Source organism: Pseudomonas abietaniphila (genome assembly GCF_039697315.1).
Lineage (GTDB): Bacteria > Pseudomonadota > Gammaproteobacteria > Pseudomonadales > Pseudomonadaceae > Aquipseudomonas > Aquipseudomonas abietaniphila_B.
In genome coordinates this window covers 2,824,805-2,840,939 of the sequence record NZ_CP155619.1, presented here as the reverse complement: position 1 = coordinate 2,840,939, position 16,135 = coordinate 2,824,805, and the positions used below count along the sequence as shown (strand labels likewise).

The 16,135-nt window shown below is 60.0% G+C and carries 14 protein-coding genes; 4 read left to right on the top strand and 10 right to left on the bottom strand.

Annotated elements, in window-relative coordinates; genetic code table 11:
• Positions 1-14: 14 nt before the first annotated feature.
• On the bottom strand, positions 15-1,283 hold the full coding sequence (locus ABDX87_RS12655) for a DASH family cryptochrome (protein ID WP_346833146.1): 1,269 nt from the start codon (positions 1,281-1,283) through the stop codon (positions 15-17).
• Between the two features lie 144 nt (positions 1,284-1,427).
• Here ABDX87_RS12655 and ABDX87_RS12650 point away from each other — a divergent pair, with 144 nt between their 5' ends.
• On the top strand, positions 1,428-1,892 hold the full coding sequence (locus ABDX87_RS12650; RefSeq protein WP_346833145.1) for a DUF3429 domain-containing protein: 465 nt from the start codon (positions 1,428-1,430) through the stop codon (positions 1,890-1,892).
• 85 nt (positions 1,893-1,977) lie between these two features.
• Here the strand turns inward: ABDX87_RS12650 and ilvD are convergent, their stop codons facing one another.
• The 3 genes from ilvD to ABDX87_RS12635 form a co-directional block, all read right to left on the bottom strand.
• Positions 1,978-3,825: a dihydroxy-acid dehydratase gene (ilvD, locus tag ABDX87_RS12645; protein WP_346833144.1), complete on the bottom strand. Its 1,848-nt coding sequence runs from the start codon at positions 3,823-3,825 to the stop codon at positions 1,978-1,980.
• Between the two features lie 270 nt (positions 3,826-4,095).
• Complete coding sequence (locus tag ABDX87_RS12640) at positions 4,096-4,548, bottom strand: REP-associated tyrosine transposase (protein ID WP_431061251.1); 453 nt, start codon at positions 4,546-4,548, stop codon at positions 4,096-4,098.
• Between the two features lie 1,453 nt (positions 4,549-6,001).
• Positions 6,002-7,198 carry a class I SAM-dependent rRNA methyltransferase gene (locus ABDX87_RS12635; protein WP_074752414.1) on the bottom strand — a complete coding sequence of 399 codons (1,197 nt, stop codon included), beginning with the start codon at positions 7,196-7,198 and terminating at the stop codon, positions 6,002-6,004.
• A 168-nt stretch (positions 7,199-7,366) separates the two neighbouring features.
• Here ABDX87_RS12635 and ABDX87_RS12630 point away from each other — a divergent pair, with 168 nt between their 5' ends.
• The 3 genes from ABDX87_RS12630 to ABDX87_RS12620 all read left to right on the top strand — a co-directional run bounded on the left by ABDX87_RS12630 (position 7,367) and on the right by ABDX87_RS12620 (position 9,543).
• A complete protein-coding gene (locus ABDX87_RS12630) occupies positions 7,367-8,233 on the top strand; it encodes an HDOD domain-containing protein (protein WP_346833142.1) in 867 nt (288 codons plus the stop codon).
• Between the two features lie 42 nt (positions 8,234-8,275).
• On the top strand, positions 8,276-9,088 hold the full coding sequence (mutM, locus tag ABDX87_RS12625) for a bifunctional DNA-formamidopyrimidine glycosylase/DNA-(apurinic or apyrimidinic site) lyase (RefSeq protein WP_346833141.1): 813 nt from the start codon (positions 8,276-8,278) through the stop codon (positions 9,086-9,088).
• A 116-nt stretch (positions 9,089-9,204) separates the two neighbouring features.
• A complete protein-coding gene (locus ABDX87_RS12620; protein ID WP_074752411.1) occupies positions 9,205-9,543 on the top strand; it encodes a multidrug transporter in 339 nt (112 codons plus the stop codon).
• Here the strand turns inward: ABDX87_RS12620 and ggt are convergent.
• The 6 genes from ggt to ABDX87_RS12590 form a co-directional block, all read right to left on the bottom strand.
• Complete coding sequence (gene ggt / locus ABDX87_RS12615) at positions 9,525-11,267, bottom strand: gamma-glutamyltransferase (RefSeq protein WP_431061230.1); 1,743 nt, start codon at positions 11,265-11,267, stop codon at positions 9,525-9,527. The genes ABDX87_RS12620 and ggt overlap by 19 nt on opposite strands.
• A gap of 79 nt (positions 11,268-11,346) precedes the next feature.
• A complete protein-coding gene (locus ABDX87_RS12610) occupies positions 11,347-11,598 on the bottom strand; it encodes a YfhL family 4Fe-4S dicluster ferredoxin (RefSeq protein WP_074752410.1) in 252 nt (83 codons plus the stop codon).
• 91 nt (positions 11,599-11,689) lie between these two features.
• Positions 11,690-12,175 (bottom strand): pantetheine-phosphate adenylyltransferase, encoded by a 486-nt coding sequence (coaD, locus tag ABDX87_RS12605; protein ID WP_074752409.1) that lies wholly within the window; start codon positions 12,173-12,175, stop codon positions 11,690-11,692.
• 246 nt (positions 12,176-12,421) lie between these two features.
• Complete coding sequence (locus ABDX87_RS12600; protein ID WP_346833140.1) at positions 12,422-14,017, bottom strand: GMC family oxidoreductase; 1,596 nt, start codon at positions 14,015-14,017, stop codon at positions 12,422-12,424.
• Positions 14,018-14,047: 30 nt separating this feature from the next.
• Complete coding sequence (locus ABDX87_RS12595; RefSeq protein WP_346833139.1) at positions 14,048-14,584, bottom strand: twin-arginine translocation pathway signal protein; 537 nt, start codon at positions 14,582-14,584, stop codon at positions 14,048-14,050.
• Positions 14,581-16,020 (bottom strand): coniferyl aldehyde dehydrogenase, encoded by a 1,440-nt coding sequence (locus ABDX87_RS12590; RefSeq protein ID WP_346833138.1) that lies wholly within the window; start codon positions 16,018-16,020, stop codon positions 14,581-14,583. The genes ABDX87_RS12595 and ABDX87_RS12590 overlap by 4 nt, the downstream gene beginning before the upstream one ends.
• Positions 16,021-16,135 lie beyond the last annotated feature (115 nt).

The window sequence follows — 16,135 nt, the reverse complement described above, 5'->3', positions numbered from 1 at the left end:
TTATCCCCACCAAGTTATCCCCACAAACGCCGGTAACGCCCGTCGGCGTCATGATCATTGGCCTGCTTGGCCGTGTTGAAATGCCGTCCTCCTCTGGGATCCGTCCCGTGTCCCGCGATATACAGCCAGTTGCCCTGATTGCTGTAGACGTCGTAGTCCACCAGCTGCGATTCGAACCACGCCGCACCAGCGCGCCAGTCGCTTATAAGCTCATGAATCAGGTAGCTGGCGACGATCTGGCGCATGCGGTTTGAGAGGTATCCGGTGGCGGCCAGCTCGCGCATGCCCGCATCGATCAAGGCCTCTCCGGTGTCTCCACGGCACCAACGCTCGAACCCTTGGGGGTTGTGATGAGGCTCCGCGCCGCCGTTCAGGCCGCTTGCTCGATACAAACGTCGCCCGTACTTGAGGTGCAGAAAGCGGAAGTAGTCGCGCCACAGCAGCTCGAAAAAGATCCAGTACGTGCTGTCGTTGGCGCCCTGCGCGGCTTCAAATGCCTTCAGTGCCTGATCAACCTGTGGAGCTGACAATGAGCCCAGCGCAAGCCTGGGTGAGAATTTGGTCGAGTCGTCTACCGCACTCAGGTTATTGCGTGTGGCCTTGTAGCTGTTCGCCAGTTGACGGTCGAAATACTGCTGCAGATGCTGGTGCCCCGGTTGCTCGCTGCCGTCGAACGCAGGCGTTTGATAGGGAAGGGCTGAGCGTGGATCAGTGTCGGGGGGCGATAGACACGGGATGGCCTCGACGGTCACGCCGTTCGGCAGTCCAGGCAAGGCCGCTGGCGCATCCAGCACCTTGCGCGAGGCGGTGCCGGCTTTTTCCACCGAGCGGCGGAAGCTGCTGAACACGTCCGGCAGTTCATCGACGTGCATCGGCAGCGACTCGAGCGTGAACAGGCTGGATTGCCAGTGATCCTCGACCTGAAGGCCCGCAGCGCGTAGCGCCTCAACTTGCGCCTCCTCCTCGGGGGCTGCGATGCGTTCGCAGATAATCTTTTTGACCGAAAGGCGCCGTGCGAGCGCGATCAGTTGCTCAACGGGGTCGCCCTCCAGATGCAGCAGTGCGCTGCCTTTTGCACTTAGCTGGTCGGCCAGCGCCCTCACCGCAGTATTTTCCATGCACAGGCGGTGCGGTCCCTTGCGAGGGAAGCCCCACGGCGTCGACGTTTGCGGCGCGGCGCAGTACACAGGCAACAGCACCTGAGCCTGCTTGCAGGCCTGAATGAGTGCAGGGTTGTCGGCAAGCCGAAGGTCCTGACGAAACCAATAGATTAAGGTACTCATGGGAAGGGCTCACCGTCGATGGATCAAGGTCTTGGACCACGGGTAAAGGACAATGGATCTGTGCGGCTGACTCAATTAAAGCGCTCAGCAGGAATGCACTTTTGAGCCATAGTCATACAGGTGAATGACTGGAAAGGAGCTCAAATGAAAGCGATGTCTGTCTCTGCGCCGCCAAGGTACGTGGCCCTGTTGGGGTATGGCGGTTTGCTGCCGTTTCTTGGGCTCGTGTTGCTGATCTTGGTTTCAGCTGAACACCGTCCTCTCTGCACGCAAGCGCTGCTCGCCTACGGCGCGGTGATCCTGAGCTTTGTGGGTGCGTTGCATTGGGGGTTTGCCATGACCTTGCAGGGCTTGAGCGCCGATCAGTGTCGCGAGCGGTTCATCTGGAGTGTCATCCCGGCGCTGATCGCCTGGCCCGCCATGTTATTGCCTGCCCCGCTGGGGTGTCTGCTGCTGATTTTTGGTTTCGTCGCGCACTACTGGCAGGACAGGCGTTTGGTGAAGGCCACCACGCTGCCCGCGTGGTATTTGCCGATGCGACTGCGTTTAACGCTGGTCGCCAGTCTGTGCTTGCTGTTGGGCGCAATCACTGTCGCCATCGGCTCGTGAAATCACTGACACGCTGGCCCATCCGAGAAATCGCAGACAAAAAAACACCCCGACCAGCGGGGTGTTTTTCATCGCGGGTCGATGCTTATGGCACCAGCTTGTCCAGCAGGGCTTTATCGCGTACAGCGCCTTTGTCGGCGCTGGTCGCGAGCAGGGCGTATGCCTTGAGGGCGGTGGTGACCTTGCGAGGACGCGATTCGACAGGCTTCCAGCCTTTCTTGTCCTGCTCGGCACGACGGGCCGCCATTTCCTCGTCGGAGATCAACAGATTGATCCCACGGTTTGGAATGTCGATCAGCACTTTGTCGCCATCGCGCACCAGACCGATTGCGCCGCCGGCTGCCGCTTCAGGCGAAGCGTGGCCGATGGACAGGCCCGAAGTGCCGCCCGAGAAACGTCCGTCGGTCAACAGTGCGCAGGCTTTGCCCAGGCCTTTGGATTTCAGGTACGACGTCGGGTAGAGCATTTCCTGCATGCCCGGACCGCCTTTCGGGCCTTCGTAACGGATGATCACGATGTCGCCGGCTTTCACTTCGTCAGCGAGGATGCCGCGAACGGCGCTGTCCTGGCTTTCGAAGATTTTCGCGTTGCCTTCGAACACATGGATCGACTCGTCAACGCCTGCGGTTTTCACCACGCAACCGTCCAGCGCGATATTTCCGTACAGCACGGCGAGACCGCCTTCCTGCGAGTAAGCATGCTCGACACTGCGGATACAGCCGTTTTCACGGTCGTCGTCCAGGGTTTCCCAGCGTGTCGACTGGCTGAACGCGGTTTGCGTCGGGATGCCTGCCGGGCCCGCTTTGAAGAAGTGATGAACCGCTTCGTCGTCGGTCTGGGTGATGTCCCACTTCGCGATCGCTTCTTCCATGGATTTAGCGTGCACGGTGGGCAGGTCGGTGTGCAGCAGGCCACCACGGGCCAGCGAACCCAGGATGCTGAAGATGCCGCCCGCGCGGTGGACGTCTTCCATGTGGTACTTCTGGATGTTCGGCGCGACTTTGCACAGCTGCGGCACTTTGCGCGACAGACGGTCGATATCACGCAGGTCGAAGTCGATCTCTGCTTCCTGGGCGGCTGCCAGCAGGTGAAGGATGGTGTTGGTCGAACCACCCATGGCGATGTCCAGCGTCATTGCGTTTTCGAACGCTTTGAAGTTGGCGATGTTGCGCGGCAGAACCGAGTCATCGTTATCGCGGTAGTAGGTTTTGCACAGGTCGACGATGGTGCGGCCGGCTTGCAGGAACAATTGCTCGCGATCACTGTGCGTGGCCAGGGTCGAACCGTTGCCTGGCAGGGCGAGGCCCAGGGCTTCGGTCAGGCAGTTCATCGAGTTGGCGGTGAACATGCCGGAGCACGAACCGCAAGTCGGGCAAGCGCTGCGCTCGTACTCGGCGACTTTCTCGTCGGAAGCGCTGGAGTCAGCGGCGATGACCATGGCGTCGACCAGGTCCAGGCCGTGGCTGGCGAGTTTGGTCTTGCCGGCTTCCATCGGGCCGCCTGAGACGAAGATCACCGGGATGTTCAGGCGCAGAGCCGCCATCAGCATGCCGGGGGTGATCTTGTCGCAGTTGGAGATGCAGACGATGGCGTCGGCGCAGTGGGCGTTGACCATGTACTCCACGGAGTCGGCGATGATCTCGCGGCTCGGCAGCGAGTACAGCATGCCGTCGTGGCCCATGGCGATGCCGTCATCCACGGCGATGGTGTTGAATTCCTTGGCGACGCCGCCTGCCTTTTCAATCTCGCGGGCGACCAGCTGGCCCAGATCCTTGAGGTGCACGTGACCCGGTACGAACTGGGTGAACGAGTTGGCGATGGCGATGATCGGCTTCTTGAAGTCTTCGTCCTTCATGCCCGTGGCACGCCACAGAGCGCGCGCGCCGGCCATGTTACGGCCGTGGGTAGACGTTTTCGAACGGTAATCAGGCATTGGAGCACTCCGGCTAATCGGCTAATAAGGAAGGGAGTGAGCTTCTAGTGACGTCGGATGCAAAGGCAGTGACCGGATGCAGCGAAGAAACCGAACGACACGGGATCACCGTACGCTCAGCCTGAGCTCATAAACCCGCCGGGGATGACTGGCGATGAATAGCGCTGATTCTACACCTGTGGCGGCGGGAGGGAATGGGCAAGAAATCTTGTGGCGTACACAGAACCCTGTAGGAGCGTGGCTTGTCCCGCGATGGATCGAGAGACTGCCTCAGATCCAGATAGCATCCCACAGAGGGTAGTCGTGCACCCGCCTGGCTAGCCCTGCTCTGACCGGGTTCATGACGATGTAGCGTGCAATTGCTTGCAGATCCTCCTCTCGTCGAACTGCTCGGTCGTGATAACCCTTTTGCCAAAGGCGATGATGGCTTCCGGTCGCATGGTTTAACGCCCTTACGGTGCGCGACTTGGTTTTGCACATCAAGACAGCAAGATGGGCATCCTGGAGCTCCACTAACCAATGGAAATGGTCGGGCATGACAACCCATGCTAACGATCGGGCTGCTCTTTCTTCTTCTGCTTGGCGGAAAGCATTCACGAGCAATCGACCCATCCGCCAGTCGCCGAAAAACGGTGTGCGATCTCGTGTAACGCTGGTTAGTAGATAAATACGTCCGCTTTCGGAGTAACGCCCAAAGCGGAGGCGATTGCCTCCGGGTGACATCTCAGACATTCCGTTGCCCTCGTTAATCAGCGTTGAGGGTAACGTTAGCGGCCAAGAATCGATGGGCTCGCGAAATTGTGTGTCAGAAAGCGCCAATTGTAGGAGCGTGGCTTGTCCCGCGATCTGTTGCGCAGCAACAGTAGATCCAGCGAATGAGATCTTCCTGACATACCGCAAATGCCTGGATTTACTGCCGGTTCCCCGGCAGATCGCGGGACAAGCCACGCTCCTACAGAGGATCGCCATAGGGCGGGGGGAGGCTGTTCGGCACAACAGCCGAAGTGAGTTTTTAATGGGATAGGGGCATGTGGAGTTGTGTTTCCAGAAAGCGCCAGTTGTAGGAGCGTGGCTTGTCCCGCGATCTGTTGCGCAGCAACAGTAGATCCAGCGAATGAGTTCTTCCTGACATACCGCAAATGCCTGGATTTACTGCCGGTTCCCGGCAGATCGCGGGACAAGCCACGCTCCTACAGAGGATCGCCATAGGGCGGGCGGGAGGCTGTTCGGCACAACAGCCGAAGTGAGTTTTTAATGGGATAGGGGCATGTGGAGTTGTGTTTCCAGAAAGCGCCAATTGTAGGAGCGTGGCTTGTCCCGCGATCTGTTGCGCAGCAACAGTAGATCCAGCGAATGAGTTCTTCCTGACATACCGCAAATGCCTGGATTTACTGCCGGTTCCCGGCAGATCGCGGGACAAGCCACGCTCCTACAGAGGATCGCCATAGGGCGGGCGGGAGGCTGTTCGGCACAACAGCCGAAGTGAGTTTTTAATGGGATAGGGGCATGTGGAGTTGTGTTTCCAGAAAGCGCCAATTGTAGGAGCGTGGCTTGTCCCGCGATCTGTTGCGCAGCAACAGTAGATCCAGCGAATGAGTTCTTCCTGACATACCGCAAATGCCTGGATTTACTGCCGGTTCCCGGCAGATCGCGGGACAAGCCACGCTCCTACAGAGGATCGCCATAGGGCGGGCGGGAGGCTGTTCGGCACAACAGCCGAAGTGAGTTTTTAATGGGATAGGGGCATGTGGAGTTGTGTTTCCAGAAAGCGCCAGTTGTAGGAGCGTGGTTTGTCCCGCGATCTGTTGCGCAGCAACAGTAGATCCAGCGAATGAGTTCTTCCTGACATACCGCAAATGCCTGGATTTCCTGCCGGTTCCCGGCAGATCGCGGGACAAGCCACGCTCCTACAGAGGATCGCCATAGGGCGGGCGGGAGGCTGTTCGGCACAACAGCCGAAGTGAGTTTTTAATGGGATAGGGGCATGTGGAGTTGTGTTTCCAGAAAGCGTCAATTGTAGGAGCGTGGCTTGTCCCGCGATCTGTTGCGCAGCAACGGTAAAACCCTGCGAATGAACTCTTCCTGACATACCGCAAACGCCTGGATTTACTGCCGGTTCCCGGCAGACCGCGGGACAAGCCACGCTCCTACAAAAGCTTGTCCCGGAGATTTGCTATCAACTATTCGGCAACAACCGGCACGTAATGCTCTTGATGTAGCGCGTTTCCGGGATGGCCGGGTGTACCGGGTGGTCCGGGCCTTGGCCGCCGCGTTCCAGCAGCTGGATGTTGCGGTCCAGATGACGGGCGCTGGTCAGGAGGATATTTTGCAGGTCGTCTTCGGGCAGGTGCATCGAGCAGGATGCGCTGACCAGAATGCCGTCTTTGCTCAGCAGGCGCATGGCCTGCTCGTTCAGGCGACGGTAGGCGCCTTCGCCGTTCTTCAGGTCTTTCTTGCGTTTGATGAACGCAGGCGGATCGGCAACGATCACGTCGAAGCGCTCTTCAGCGGCTTTCAACTCTTTCAGTGCTTCAAACACATCGCCTTCGATGCAAGTGACCTTCTCCGCAAAGCCGTTCAGCCCGGCGTTGCGTTCAACACCATCGAGCGCGAACCCCGAGGCGTCAACACAGAACACTTCGCTGGCGCCGAACGCGCCGGCCTGCACGCCCCAGCCGCCGATGTAGCTGAACAGGTCCAGCACGCGCTTGCCTTTGACGTACGGCGCCAGGCGCGCGCGGTTCATGCGGTGGTCATAGAACCAGCCGGTTTTCTGGCCTTCCATGACCGGCGCTTCGAATTTCACGCCGTTCTCTTCCAGCGCCACCCACTCAGGCACCAGGCCGAAGGCGGTTTCGACGTAGCGGGTCAGGCCCTCGGCGTCGCGCGCCGCGGAATCGTTCTTCAGCAAAATGCCACTTGGCTTGATCACCTGGATCAGTGCCGCCAGGACGTCGTCCTTATGCTGTTCCATGGTCGCAGAGGCCAGTTGCACCACCAGGATATCGCCGAAGCGATCAACCACCAGACCCGGCAACAGATCGGAGTCGCCGTACACCAGGCGATAAAAAGGTTTGTCGAACAGGCGCTCGCGCAGCGACAGGCAGACGTTCAGGCGATGCACCAGCAGCGACTTGTCCAGCGGCAGCTTGACGTCGCGCGACAGCAAGCGCGCGCAGATCAGGTTGTTGGGGCTCATGGCGACGATGCCCAGCGGCTTGCCGCCCGCTGCTTCCAGAATCGCTTGGGCGCCTGGAGCGAAGCCGTTGAGCGGGGTGGCGGCAACGTCGATTTCGTTGCTGTAGATCCACAGGTGACCGGCGCGCAGGCGACGGTCGGCGTTGGGCTTGAGGCGCAAGCTAGGCAGGGACATGACGTCGCTCCGGAAAAAAGAGCGGGATTATAACGCGTGATCTCGCCTGCGGGCGTCTGGCGATGAATTAACCGGCTAGCGGTCTGTCGGATCCTGAGAGTGTTTCAACGGTTGTCGAAGCATGGGCGGTAAGGGTTAGAATCGCCCCCTGACCTTGAGTGTGTACTTATGTCCCAAGAGCTTACTTCCGAGCAGATCCAGCAGGCGTTGCAAGGCATCAGCGTTCCGCCCCAGCCGCAAATCATGGTTGATTTGCAGATGGAGCAGTACATGCCCGACCCTGATTTGGGTGTGATCGCCCGGTTGATCGCACAGGACCCCGGCCTGTCCGGCGCTCTGCTGAAAATCGTCAACTCGGCGCATTACGGTCTGGCCAACAAGATCGCGTCCATTCAGCGTGCGGTGAATTTGCTGGGCAGCCGGTCCGTCATCAACCTGATCAACGCGCAGTCGATCAAGGGTGAGATGAGTGACGAAACCATCGTGGTCCTCAACCGCTTCTGGGACACCGCTCAGGATGTCGCCATGACCAGCCTGACGCTGGCCAAGCGACTCGGCTCGCAGACGGTGGACGAATCCTACGCGCTGGGCCTGTTCCACGACTGCGGCGTGCCATTGATGCTCAAGCGTTTTCCCGAGTACATGAACGTGCTGGAGGAGGCCTACGCCAAAGCCGGACCGGAGTGCCGGGTGGTGGACACAGAGAACCGCATTCTCAACACGAACCACGCGGTTGTCGGCTATTTCACAGCCAAGTCCTGGCGTTTGCCCGAACATGTCAGCAATGCCATCGCCAATCATCACAATGCGCTGGCGATCTTTCAGGACGATTCGGGCCGCAATGCGCCGCTGAAAAACCTGCTGGCGACGCTCAAGATGGCCGAGCACATCTGCTCGTCTCATCGTGTATTGGGGAATCAGGCCATTGACCATGAATGGAACAGCATCGGTCATCTGGTTCTCGATTACGTCGGCCTGTCCGATTACGACTTCGAAAACCTCAAAGAAAGTATCCGTGAACTGAGCGCGCACTGATCACGTGCGCCTGCTGTCCCGTCGCCTCCGAGCTGCTGCCTCATGCCTGAATTACCTGAAGTCGAAACCACCCGTCGGGGCATCGCGCCTCATCTGGAAGGGCAACGCGTCAGTCGCGTGATTGTTCGTGATCGCCGTTTGCGCTGGCCGATTCCGGAGGATCTGGACGTGCGTCTGTCCGGCCAGAAGATCGTGGTCGTGGAACGACGCGCTAAATACCTGCTGATCCAGGCAGAAGTGGGGACGTTGATCAGCCACCTGGGTATGTCGGGCAATCTGCGACTGGTCGAGGCCGGGCTTCCGGCACTCAAGCACGAGCACGTCGATATCGAACTGGAATCCGGGCTGGCCCTGCGTTACACCGACCCGAGGCGTTTCGGCGCGATGCTCTGGAGCCTCGACCCCCATAACCATGAGCTGTTGATGCGTCTGGGGCCGGAGCCGTTGACCGATCTGTTCGATGGCTTGCGTCTGTACGAGCTGTCACGGGGCCGGTCGATGGCGGTCAAGCCGTTCATCATGGACAACGCGGTCGTCGTGGGCGTGGGCAATATCTATGCGACCGAGGCGTTGTTTGCGGCGGGGATCGACCCGCGCCGTGAGGCCAAGAGCATTTCCAAAGCGCGCTATATAAAGCTCGCCATCGAGATCAAGCGCATTCTGGCCGCAGCCATCGAGCGCGGCGGTACGACGCTGCGTGATTTCATTGGCGGTGACGGCCAGCCGGGCTATTTCCAGCAGGAATTGTTTGCGTACGGTCGCGGCGAGGAGCCCTGCAAGGTCTGTGGCACAACGATGCGCGAAGTCAAACTGGGACAGAGGGCGAGCGTTTATTGCCCCAAATGTCAAAAGTAGCGCTTAGCGTCCCGCGGGATGTGTGTCGCGAATGAGACAGACATCCCCTTGCTTAACCCCGATCCCTGTTTATAGTGAGCACCATCACTTTTTCGTTGAGCCTGAAGGATCACGCCATGCGCCCGTTTCGTATTCTCGCTGCTACCCTGGCCGTGTTCTTCGGCTTGCAGATGACGCCGGCCATGGCGCAGGTTGAGGCCGCTGGCAGCGGTGATCCGGTTTACCAGATTCAGAATCCCCCGGCTTACGCGATGATGGGCGACCTGCTGATCGCGCGTCCGCTGCTGATCGTGGCAACCGTGATCGGTGCGGGGTTGTTCGTGATCGCATCGCCATTCGCTGCGGCGGGCGGCAATCTCGGCGCGACCGGCAAGGCACTGGTCGTCGATCCGGGTAAAGCAGCGTTTGTGCGCTGCCTGGGTTGCACCACGAGTGGCTACGGCAAGCACGACTGATCGGCGCAGGTCCGCACCAGATTCAGCGGCGCATCGGGTCTGAACGTCGCTGACACACCTATTCCGCGTGGATCACTCGCGGCTTCCACCTTGGCGTTGTTCTTGCGCCACAACAGCACCTGCTGGTTGCCAAAATCGCGCTTGGTTTCCCTGAGGCGATAACCGCGTTCGCGCAGGTCGCTCAATTCCTCTTCCGTGAACGCGCCCGCCTCGTACTCCAGCACATCCGGAATGTATTGGTGATGGTAGCGCGGCGCCGAGGTCCACTGGGTCACGGGCTGATCGTCCAGGTATTGCAGCATCGACAGCAACACCACGCTGGGAATCCGGCTGCCGCCTGGCGTACCGAAGGCGGTGAACGCCTGCGGACTTTCAATGAAGCTGGGGCTCATGCTCGACAGTGGACGCTTGCCGGGTTCGATGATGTTCGCCTGACTGCCGACCAGCCCATAGGTGTTGCTGCCTTTGGGGTCGACCGCGAAGTCGTCCATTTCATCGTTCAAAACCACACCCGTGCCGGGTACGGTGAAGGTCGAGCCAAATGGCAGATTCAGCGAGAGCGTTGCTGCGACGGCGTTACCCTCGTTGTCGAGGACCGAGAAATGGCTGGTGTTGTCACCTTCGCGCCAGCGCGGTGCGGGCGGCAGGATGTTATTGGGCGTGGCTCGATGAGGATCGATGCTGCCCGTCAGCTCAAACAGGTAATCAGGGGCCAGGACCTGAGCGATCGGGTTGGGCACGTAGTCGGGATCACCGAATAGCACCCGATCACGAAACGCGCGTCGCAAGACTTCCACGACGTAATGGGCGCGCTGAACTTTTTCCGATTCCCGCCACGGCAGTTGCTGCAGCATGAACAGGCTTTGCGCCAAGGCAATGCCGCCCGCCGAAGGCGGAGGCGCGCTGATCAGTTCCCGCTGGTCCGCCAGCTGGAAGCGCAGCGGCGTGCGGGTGATGACCTCGTACTCTTCGAAGTCGTGGTAATTCCATATGCCGCCCGCTGCGCGAACCCCGCTCACCATCGCTTGTGCCGTCAGCCCGCTGTAAAAGCCGGCGCGGCCTTTGTCCGCCAGACGATCCAGTGTCTGCGCGAGTTCTGGCTGTTTGATGATTTCGCCAATGTCAGGCACTTCGTTGTTGCGCAGAAACAGGCGGGCGCTTTCTTTGTTGGCGCGCAGGGCAAACAACCGCCAACTGGCACGTTCCCGGTAGACCTCGTCGACCTTGAAGCCGCGATACGCAATGCGGATGGCAGGCGCCATGGAGATGCTCAAGGGCAAGCGGCCATAGCGCTCGGCGAGTTCAACCAGTGCCGCGGGCAACCCCGGGATCGCGGCCGCCAACGGGCCATTCAGGGAAAGGTCCGGTTGAGCAACGCCGTGGCGATAAAACATCTTGAGCTTGGACTTGAGCGGCGCTTTTTCTCGCGCATCGAGGAATTGATACTGGACAGGTTCACCTGCCTGACGCAGTAAGAAGAAGCCGCCACCGCCCAGGCCAGAACCGTAAGGCTCGACCACGGCAAGGGTCGCGCTGATTGCGATGGCAGCATCGAAAGCGTTGCCGCCGTCGACCAGAATTTCCCGACCGGCGGCGGTGGCGATGGGGTGTGGGCTGGCAATGGCGGCCTGGTCAGGGTGATCAGGACTGGCTTGAGCCGAAAGGGCGCTCAGTGAAAGCACTGCGCCAAGCAACGAGGGTATTCGCTCCAGCATCGATGTCATGCGTATCTCGCTCAGGTCAACAGGCATTACAGCCAGTGTCTTCGGCGAAAGCGCGGATGCCGACAAAAAATGCCTTTGGTTATGCCTTGCTGGTAATCAACTGGTACTTGGCCATGAGCTCATCTTTGCTCTCGACGTGGTTCTCATCCAGCGGAATGCAGTCCACGGGACAGACTTGCTGACACTGCGGCTCGTCATAATGGCCAACGCATTCGGTGCACAGGTTCGGATTGATCACGTAGATCTCCTCACCTTGGGAAATCGCTTCGTTCGGGCACTCGGGTTCGCAGACGTCGCAATTGATGCAATCGTCGGTGATGATCAGGGACATGGATACTCCTGCCGCGGTCGACACCGGGGCATAACTAAACTAATGCGGCGAATTGTGCCGCATTAGCGCTCGGTATGCACCTGAACATCACTCACGAACCGGGCTGGAACCTTTCCTTGAGCGCCTGAGCGACAGCCGGGTGTACGAATTTAGTGATATCACCACCCAGCGCCGCAATTTCTCTGACCAGCGTAGATGAAATGAATGAGTAGCGTTCGGACGGCGTGAGAAAAAGACTTTCCACGTCGGGGGCGAGCTGTTTGTTCATGTTGGCGAGCTGAAACTCGTACTCGAAGTCGGAAACGGCGCGCAGTCCACGCAACAGGATGTTGGCGTTCTGCTCCTGGGCAAAATGCGCCAGCAGGCTTGAAAATCCCACCACTTCCACGTTCGACAGGTGCTTGGTTGCTTCGCGCGCCAGGTCCACGCGTTGCTCCAGAGGAAACAGCGGGTTTTTCTTGGGACTGGCGGCAACGGCGATGACCACTTGATCGAACATCCGCGAGGCACGCTCGACCAGATCGATATGGCCCTTGGTGATAGGGTCGAAGGTGCCTGGGTACAACACTCGGTTCATCGCGTCGTCCTGGTCGGAGTCCGTTGGGGACTCGGATGGTAGCGCAGGAGACTGGGTCGGCCAAGTCAGGCCGCAGGACTGGCTGCGATAGAGGGCCTCGTAGGAGCCAGCTACAGATTAGATATTGATTGCAAATCATCGGAGCGACGCAGTTCCTGTAGGAGACGTCCGAGGTTACGAGGGCAGCGATGCGGTGGGTCAGTGACGACCGCATTCGCCAGCAAGCCGGCTCCTACGGATGATGCGTCACGTGCGCTTCAATCGATCCACCAGCGCCGTTGCCAGCTTCGCCGTCAGTCCGTAGATCGACAACTGTGGATTGGCGCCGATGCTGGTCGGAAACAACGATCCGTCGTGAATCGACAGGTTTTCCAGCTGGTGATGCCGACCCAGGCTATCAGCGACGGCATGTTCCGGATCTTCACCCATTGCACAGCCACCCATGACGTGCGCGCTGCCCAGGCGCGTGCGGAAGATTTCCAGGCTGAGGGTGTCGATCAGCGAGCGCGCCTGAGCGGCGGTTTTCACGTAGTCGGCGTCGCCGTGTAACGGCATGACGGCCTTGGCGCCGCCCGCAAACTGAATCTCGGCCATGCTGTGCAGCGAGCGGCGTACGCCGTCCCAGGCGTAGGGCGACACCTGATAATCCAGCACCGGCGTGTTATCGCCGCGCAATTCGACCGTTCCACCGACGCTGCCGGGGTGAAAGCCGTCGCGCAGCAGCGCCAGCATCATGTGCGTGTTCGGCAACTGGGCCATGCGTTCTGCGTTTTTTGGACCGTAATCGCCCAGCAACGTTGCCGTCAGCGCGGGTTGCAAGGGCGGGACCTCAAGCTTGTAGGCCATGGGGCCTGTCACGCCGTCGCGCCACTGGAAATGGTCGGAGTAGATCGATTGTGGCGCGCCGTAGAACGGGTTGATGACCTTGTCGAACAGGCCCGCCGAGAATGCCACCAAGTGCAGGAACGTCCGCTTTCCCAGACGGCCATGCGGGTCCGGCGCCCTGGAGCGCATCAGCAGGGCGGGGCTGTTGATGCCGCCGCCGGCGAGCACCGTGTGGCGCGCCTTGACCGTGATCTTGCGCCCGGTGGGTGCGACGCAACGTTCATCCATCGCCTGGCACTCTACGCCGAGTACCTTGCCGTTCTCGATGATCAGGCGTTCGGCGCGAGCGAGGTACAGCAACTCGCCCCCTCGTTCCAGCGTCGCAGGAATCGTCGTTACCAACATGGATTGCTTGGCGTTGGTCGGGCAGCCCATTCCGCAATAGCCCAGGTTCCAGCAACCCCGCACGTTGCGCGGGATCACATGCCAGCTGTAGCCGAGTGCCTCGCAGCCCTGCCGAATGACGTCGTTATTGGCGTTTGGCGGCATGATCCACGGCGAGACGCCCAGTCGTTGTTCCATCTTGTCGAACCAGGGGGCCATTTCGGCCGGGCTGTGGCCTTTCACGCCATGCTCGCGCGCCCAGTGGTCGAGGGTCTGGTCGGGCGTACGAAAGCTCGACGTCCAGTTGATCAGCGTGGTTCCACCCACCGCGCGGCCTTGTAGGATCGTGATGGCGCCGTTCTTGCTCATGCGGCCAATGCCTTCCTGATACAGCGTTGAATACGCCTGGTCCTCCAGCATCTTGAAGTCGGAGCTGGTTTTCAGCGGACCCTCTTCGATGATCACGACCTTGAGCCCGGCGGCGCTGAGGATTTCCGCCGTGGTGCCGCCGCCTGCACCGCTGCCGATGATGGCGACGTCGGCTTCCAGCGTCAGGTCTCGCTCAAGCGTCGAGCCATCGTAAGTTTTCCATCCGCGAGCAAGACCCTCGCGGAACGTGTCGGGAACAGGCATAGAACCTCGGCTTTTTATTGTTTTTATGGTTTAGATTTTCGGCGGCCCAGGATACCCGCACGCGACCCACGACTCGGCCCGGCCATACCAGGCCATGAGCGCCAGCTGCAGCAACGAGCTGTGGCCCTGTCGCAAAAGGTTCAGCGAACTGTTTTGCCAACGTCCCAAAAAATGCCGGATTTGCTCGGCATCGGCGTTTTCCCAACGGCCCCAGATCCCCGTCAGCGGTCCTCGAGTGATCGCCATCGCCAGCACATCGAAGAGTTGCTGAGTCAGCTTGAGCATTTCCGGGGACAGACCCGCCAGGCCGCTGTCCAGGCTGTGCAACGTGGCGTCTACCGCATTTCGTAAGGTGACCGCTGCGGTTGCGCCCTCAAGCATGACCGGAATCACGGCCTGCAAAAACGGCATGTCGCTCGCACGCAAAACGCTGAAACCCGGCGCTGCCGTCTGACTGGAGCACCCGCTGAGGCTCGCCGTCACGCCTGCCGTGGACAGAAATGCAGTCGCCCCGAGCCCCAGTTTCAGTACGCCGCGCCGGGAAACGCCCGAAGCCGCCGCAGTCATCGCACGAACAACCGCTGAATCAGCTTCTGTATCGCCTTGCCATACGGTGGATAAATCAGCCGCGCGGCGTTGAAACGCTGCTTGATGAACACGCCTTTGGCCTTGCTGAATGTCAGAAAACCTTCGTGACCGTGGTAGTGCCCCATCCCGGATGCGCCGATACCGCCGAAGGGCAAGTCGTCTTGGGCGACATGGAGCAAGGTGTCGTTCAGGCAGACGCCACCGGAATGCGTCTGCTCCAGCACGCGTTTTTGCTCGGTCTTGTTGTAGCCGAAGTAATACAGCGCGAGTGGGCGAGGTCGTTGATTGATGTAGTCGAAGGCCTGCTCGATGCGCTCGTAAGGGACGATGGGTAACAGCGGGCCGAAAATCTCGTCCTGCATGACCAGCATCTCGTCCTTGACGCCGAGTATGAGACTGAACGGCATGCGTCTTCCCTGGCCCTCTTCGTACAGCGAGATGACAGTTGCGCCCTTGCTCGTCGCGTCGGCCACGTAGCTGTTCAACCGGGCCATGTGCCGTGGGTTGATGATGGCCGTGTAGTCCGGGTTGTCCGCCAGTGTCGGATAGAACCCGGTGACTGCCTTTTTGTAGGCGTCGACAAAATCCTCGACGCGCTCCTTGGGCACCAGAACGTAATCCGGCGCGACACAGGTCTGGCCGGCGTTCAGCGTTTTGCCGAAAGCGATGCGCTCGGCAGCGTCCTTCAACGGGACGTCATGGGAGACGATCGCAGGGGACTTACCGCCCAACTCCAGCGTGACGGGCGTCAGGTTATCTGCCGCAGCGCGCATCACGTGTCGCCCGACACTGGTGGCGCCAGTGAACAATAAATGATCAAACGGCAGTCGGGAAAACGCCACGCCGACGTCCGCCTCGCCCAGCACCACCGACACCAGGTCCTCGGGGAAAACCTGGGCGAACAGCTTTTTGAGCAACTCACCTGTCGCAGGCGTGGACTCGCTGAGCTTGAGCATCACCCGATTGCCTGCCGCCAAGGCGCCCACCAGCGGACCAATTGCCAGGTACAGCGGGTAATTCCACGGCACGATCACGCCAATCACGCCCAGCGGCTGATAGATGACTTTGGCCGAGGCGGGCTGGAATGCCATACCCACGTGGCGCCGAGATGCGCGCATCCACTTCTTCAGATGACGGCGTGCGTAATGAATGTTGTGAAGACTCGGCATCAATTCGGCGAGCAGCGTCTCGTCGGCGCTGCGGTGGCTGAAATCCGTGCTGATCGCGTCGATCAACGCCTGGCGTTCGTGGCTGAGCAACTGGCGAAGGCTGTCGAGCCACTGCAGGCGTTGCCCGGCGACCGGCATCGGGTTTGCCGCGAACGCCCGACGCTGACTGTCGAACACTCGCTGAAGTTCGGCATTCGGGTCGGGAAGGTCGTCAGGCGGGGGCAAGCGGACGGATTCGACAGGCATTGCTGCAGTTCCTTTTGGACGTTGTAACGTTGTTTTAGAGTCATTGCTCTATAAAGTCAAATGGCCTCGTCATGATCATTGCCGAGAGGGTCATGACGCTTGCACAGCGCAAATC

Coding starts and splice junctions, on each gene's coding strand:
- ABDX87_RS12595 (WP_346833139.1), bottom strand. CDS start 14,584: ATGACTGCGGCGGCTTCGGGCGTTTCCCGGCGCGGCGTACTGAAACTG.
- ABDX87_RS12620 (WP_074752411.1), top strand. CDS start 9,205: ATGCGCCCGTTTCGTATTCTCGCTGCTACCCTGGCCGTGTTCTTCGGC.
- ABDX87_RS12635 (WP_074752414.1), bottom strand. CDS start 7,198: ATGTCCCTGCCTAGCTTGCGCCTCAAGCCCAACGCCGACCGTCGCCTG.
- mutM (WP_346833141.1), top strand. CDS start 8,276: ATGCCTGAATTACCTGAAGTCGAAACCACCCGTCGGGGCATCGCGCCT.
- ABDX87_RS12640 (WP_431061251.1), bottom strand. CDS start 4,548: ATGTCACCCGGAGGCAATCGCCTCCGCTTTGGGCGTTACTCCGAAAGC.
- ABDX87_RS12600 (WP_346833140.1), bottom strand. CDS start 14,017: ATGCCTGTTCCCGACACGTTCCGCGAGGGTCTTGCTCGCGGATGGAAA.
- ABDX87_RS12655 (WP_346833146.1), bottom strand. CDS start 1,283: ATGAGTACCTTAATCTATTGGTTTCGTCAGGACCTTCGGCTTGCCGAC.
- ABDX87_RS12630 (WP_346833142.1), top strand. CDS start 7,367: ATGTCCCAAGAGCTTACTTCCGAGCAGATCCAGCAGGCGTTGCAAGGC.
- ilvD (WP_346833144.1), bottom strand. CDS start 3,825: ATGCCTGATTACCGTTCGAAAACGTCTACCCACGGCCGTAACATGGCC.
- ggt (WP_431061230.1), bottom strand. CDS start 11,267: ATGACATCGATGCTGGAGCGAATACCCTCGTTGCTTGGCGCAGTGCTT.
- coaD (WP_074752409.1), bottom strand. CDS start 12,175: ATGAACCGAGTGTTGTACCCAGGCACCTTCGACCCTATCACCAAGGGC.
- ABDX87_RS12650 (WP_346833145.1), top strand. CDS start 1,428: ATGAAAGCGATGTCTGTCTCTGCGCCGCCAAGGTACGTGGCCCTGTTG.
- ABDX87_RS12590 (WP_346833138.1), bottom strand. CDS start 16,020: ATGCCTGTCGAATCCGTCCGCTTGCCCCCGCCTGACGACCTTCCCGAC.
- ABDX87_RS12610 (WP_074752410.1), bottom strand. CDS start 11,598: ATGTCCCTGATCATCACCGACGATTGCATCAATTGCGACGTCTGCGAA.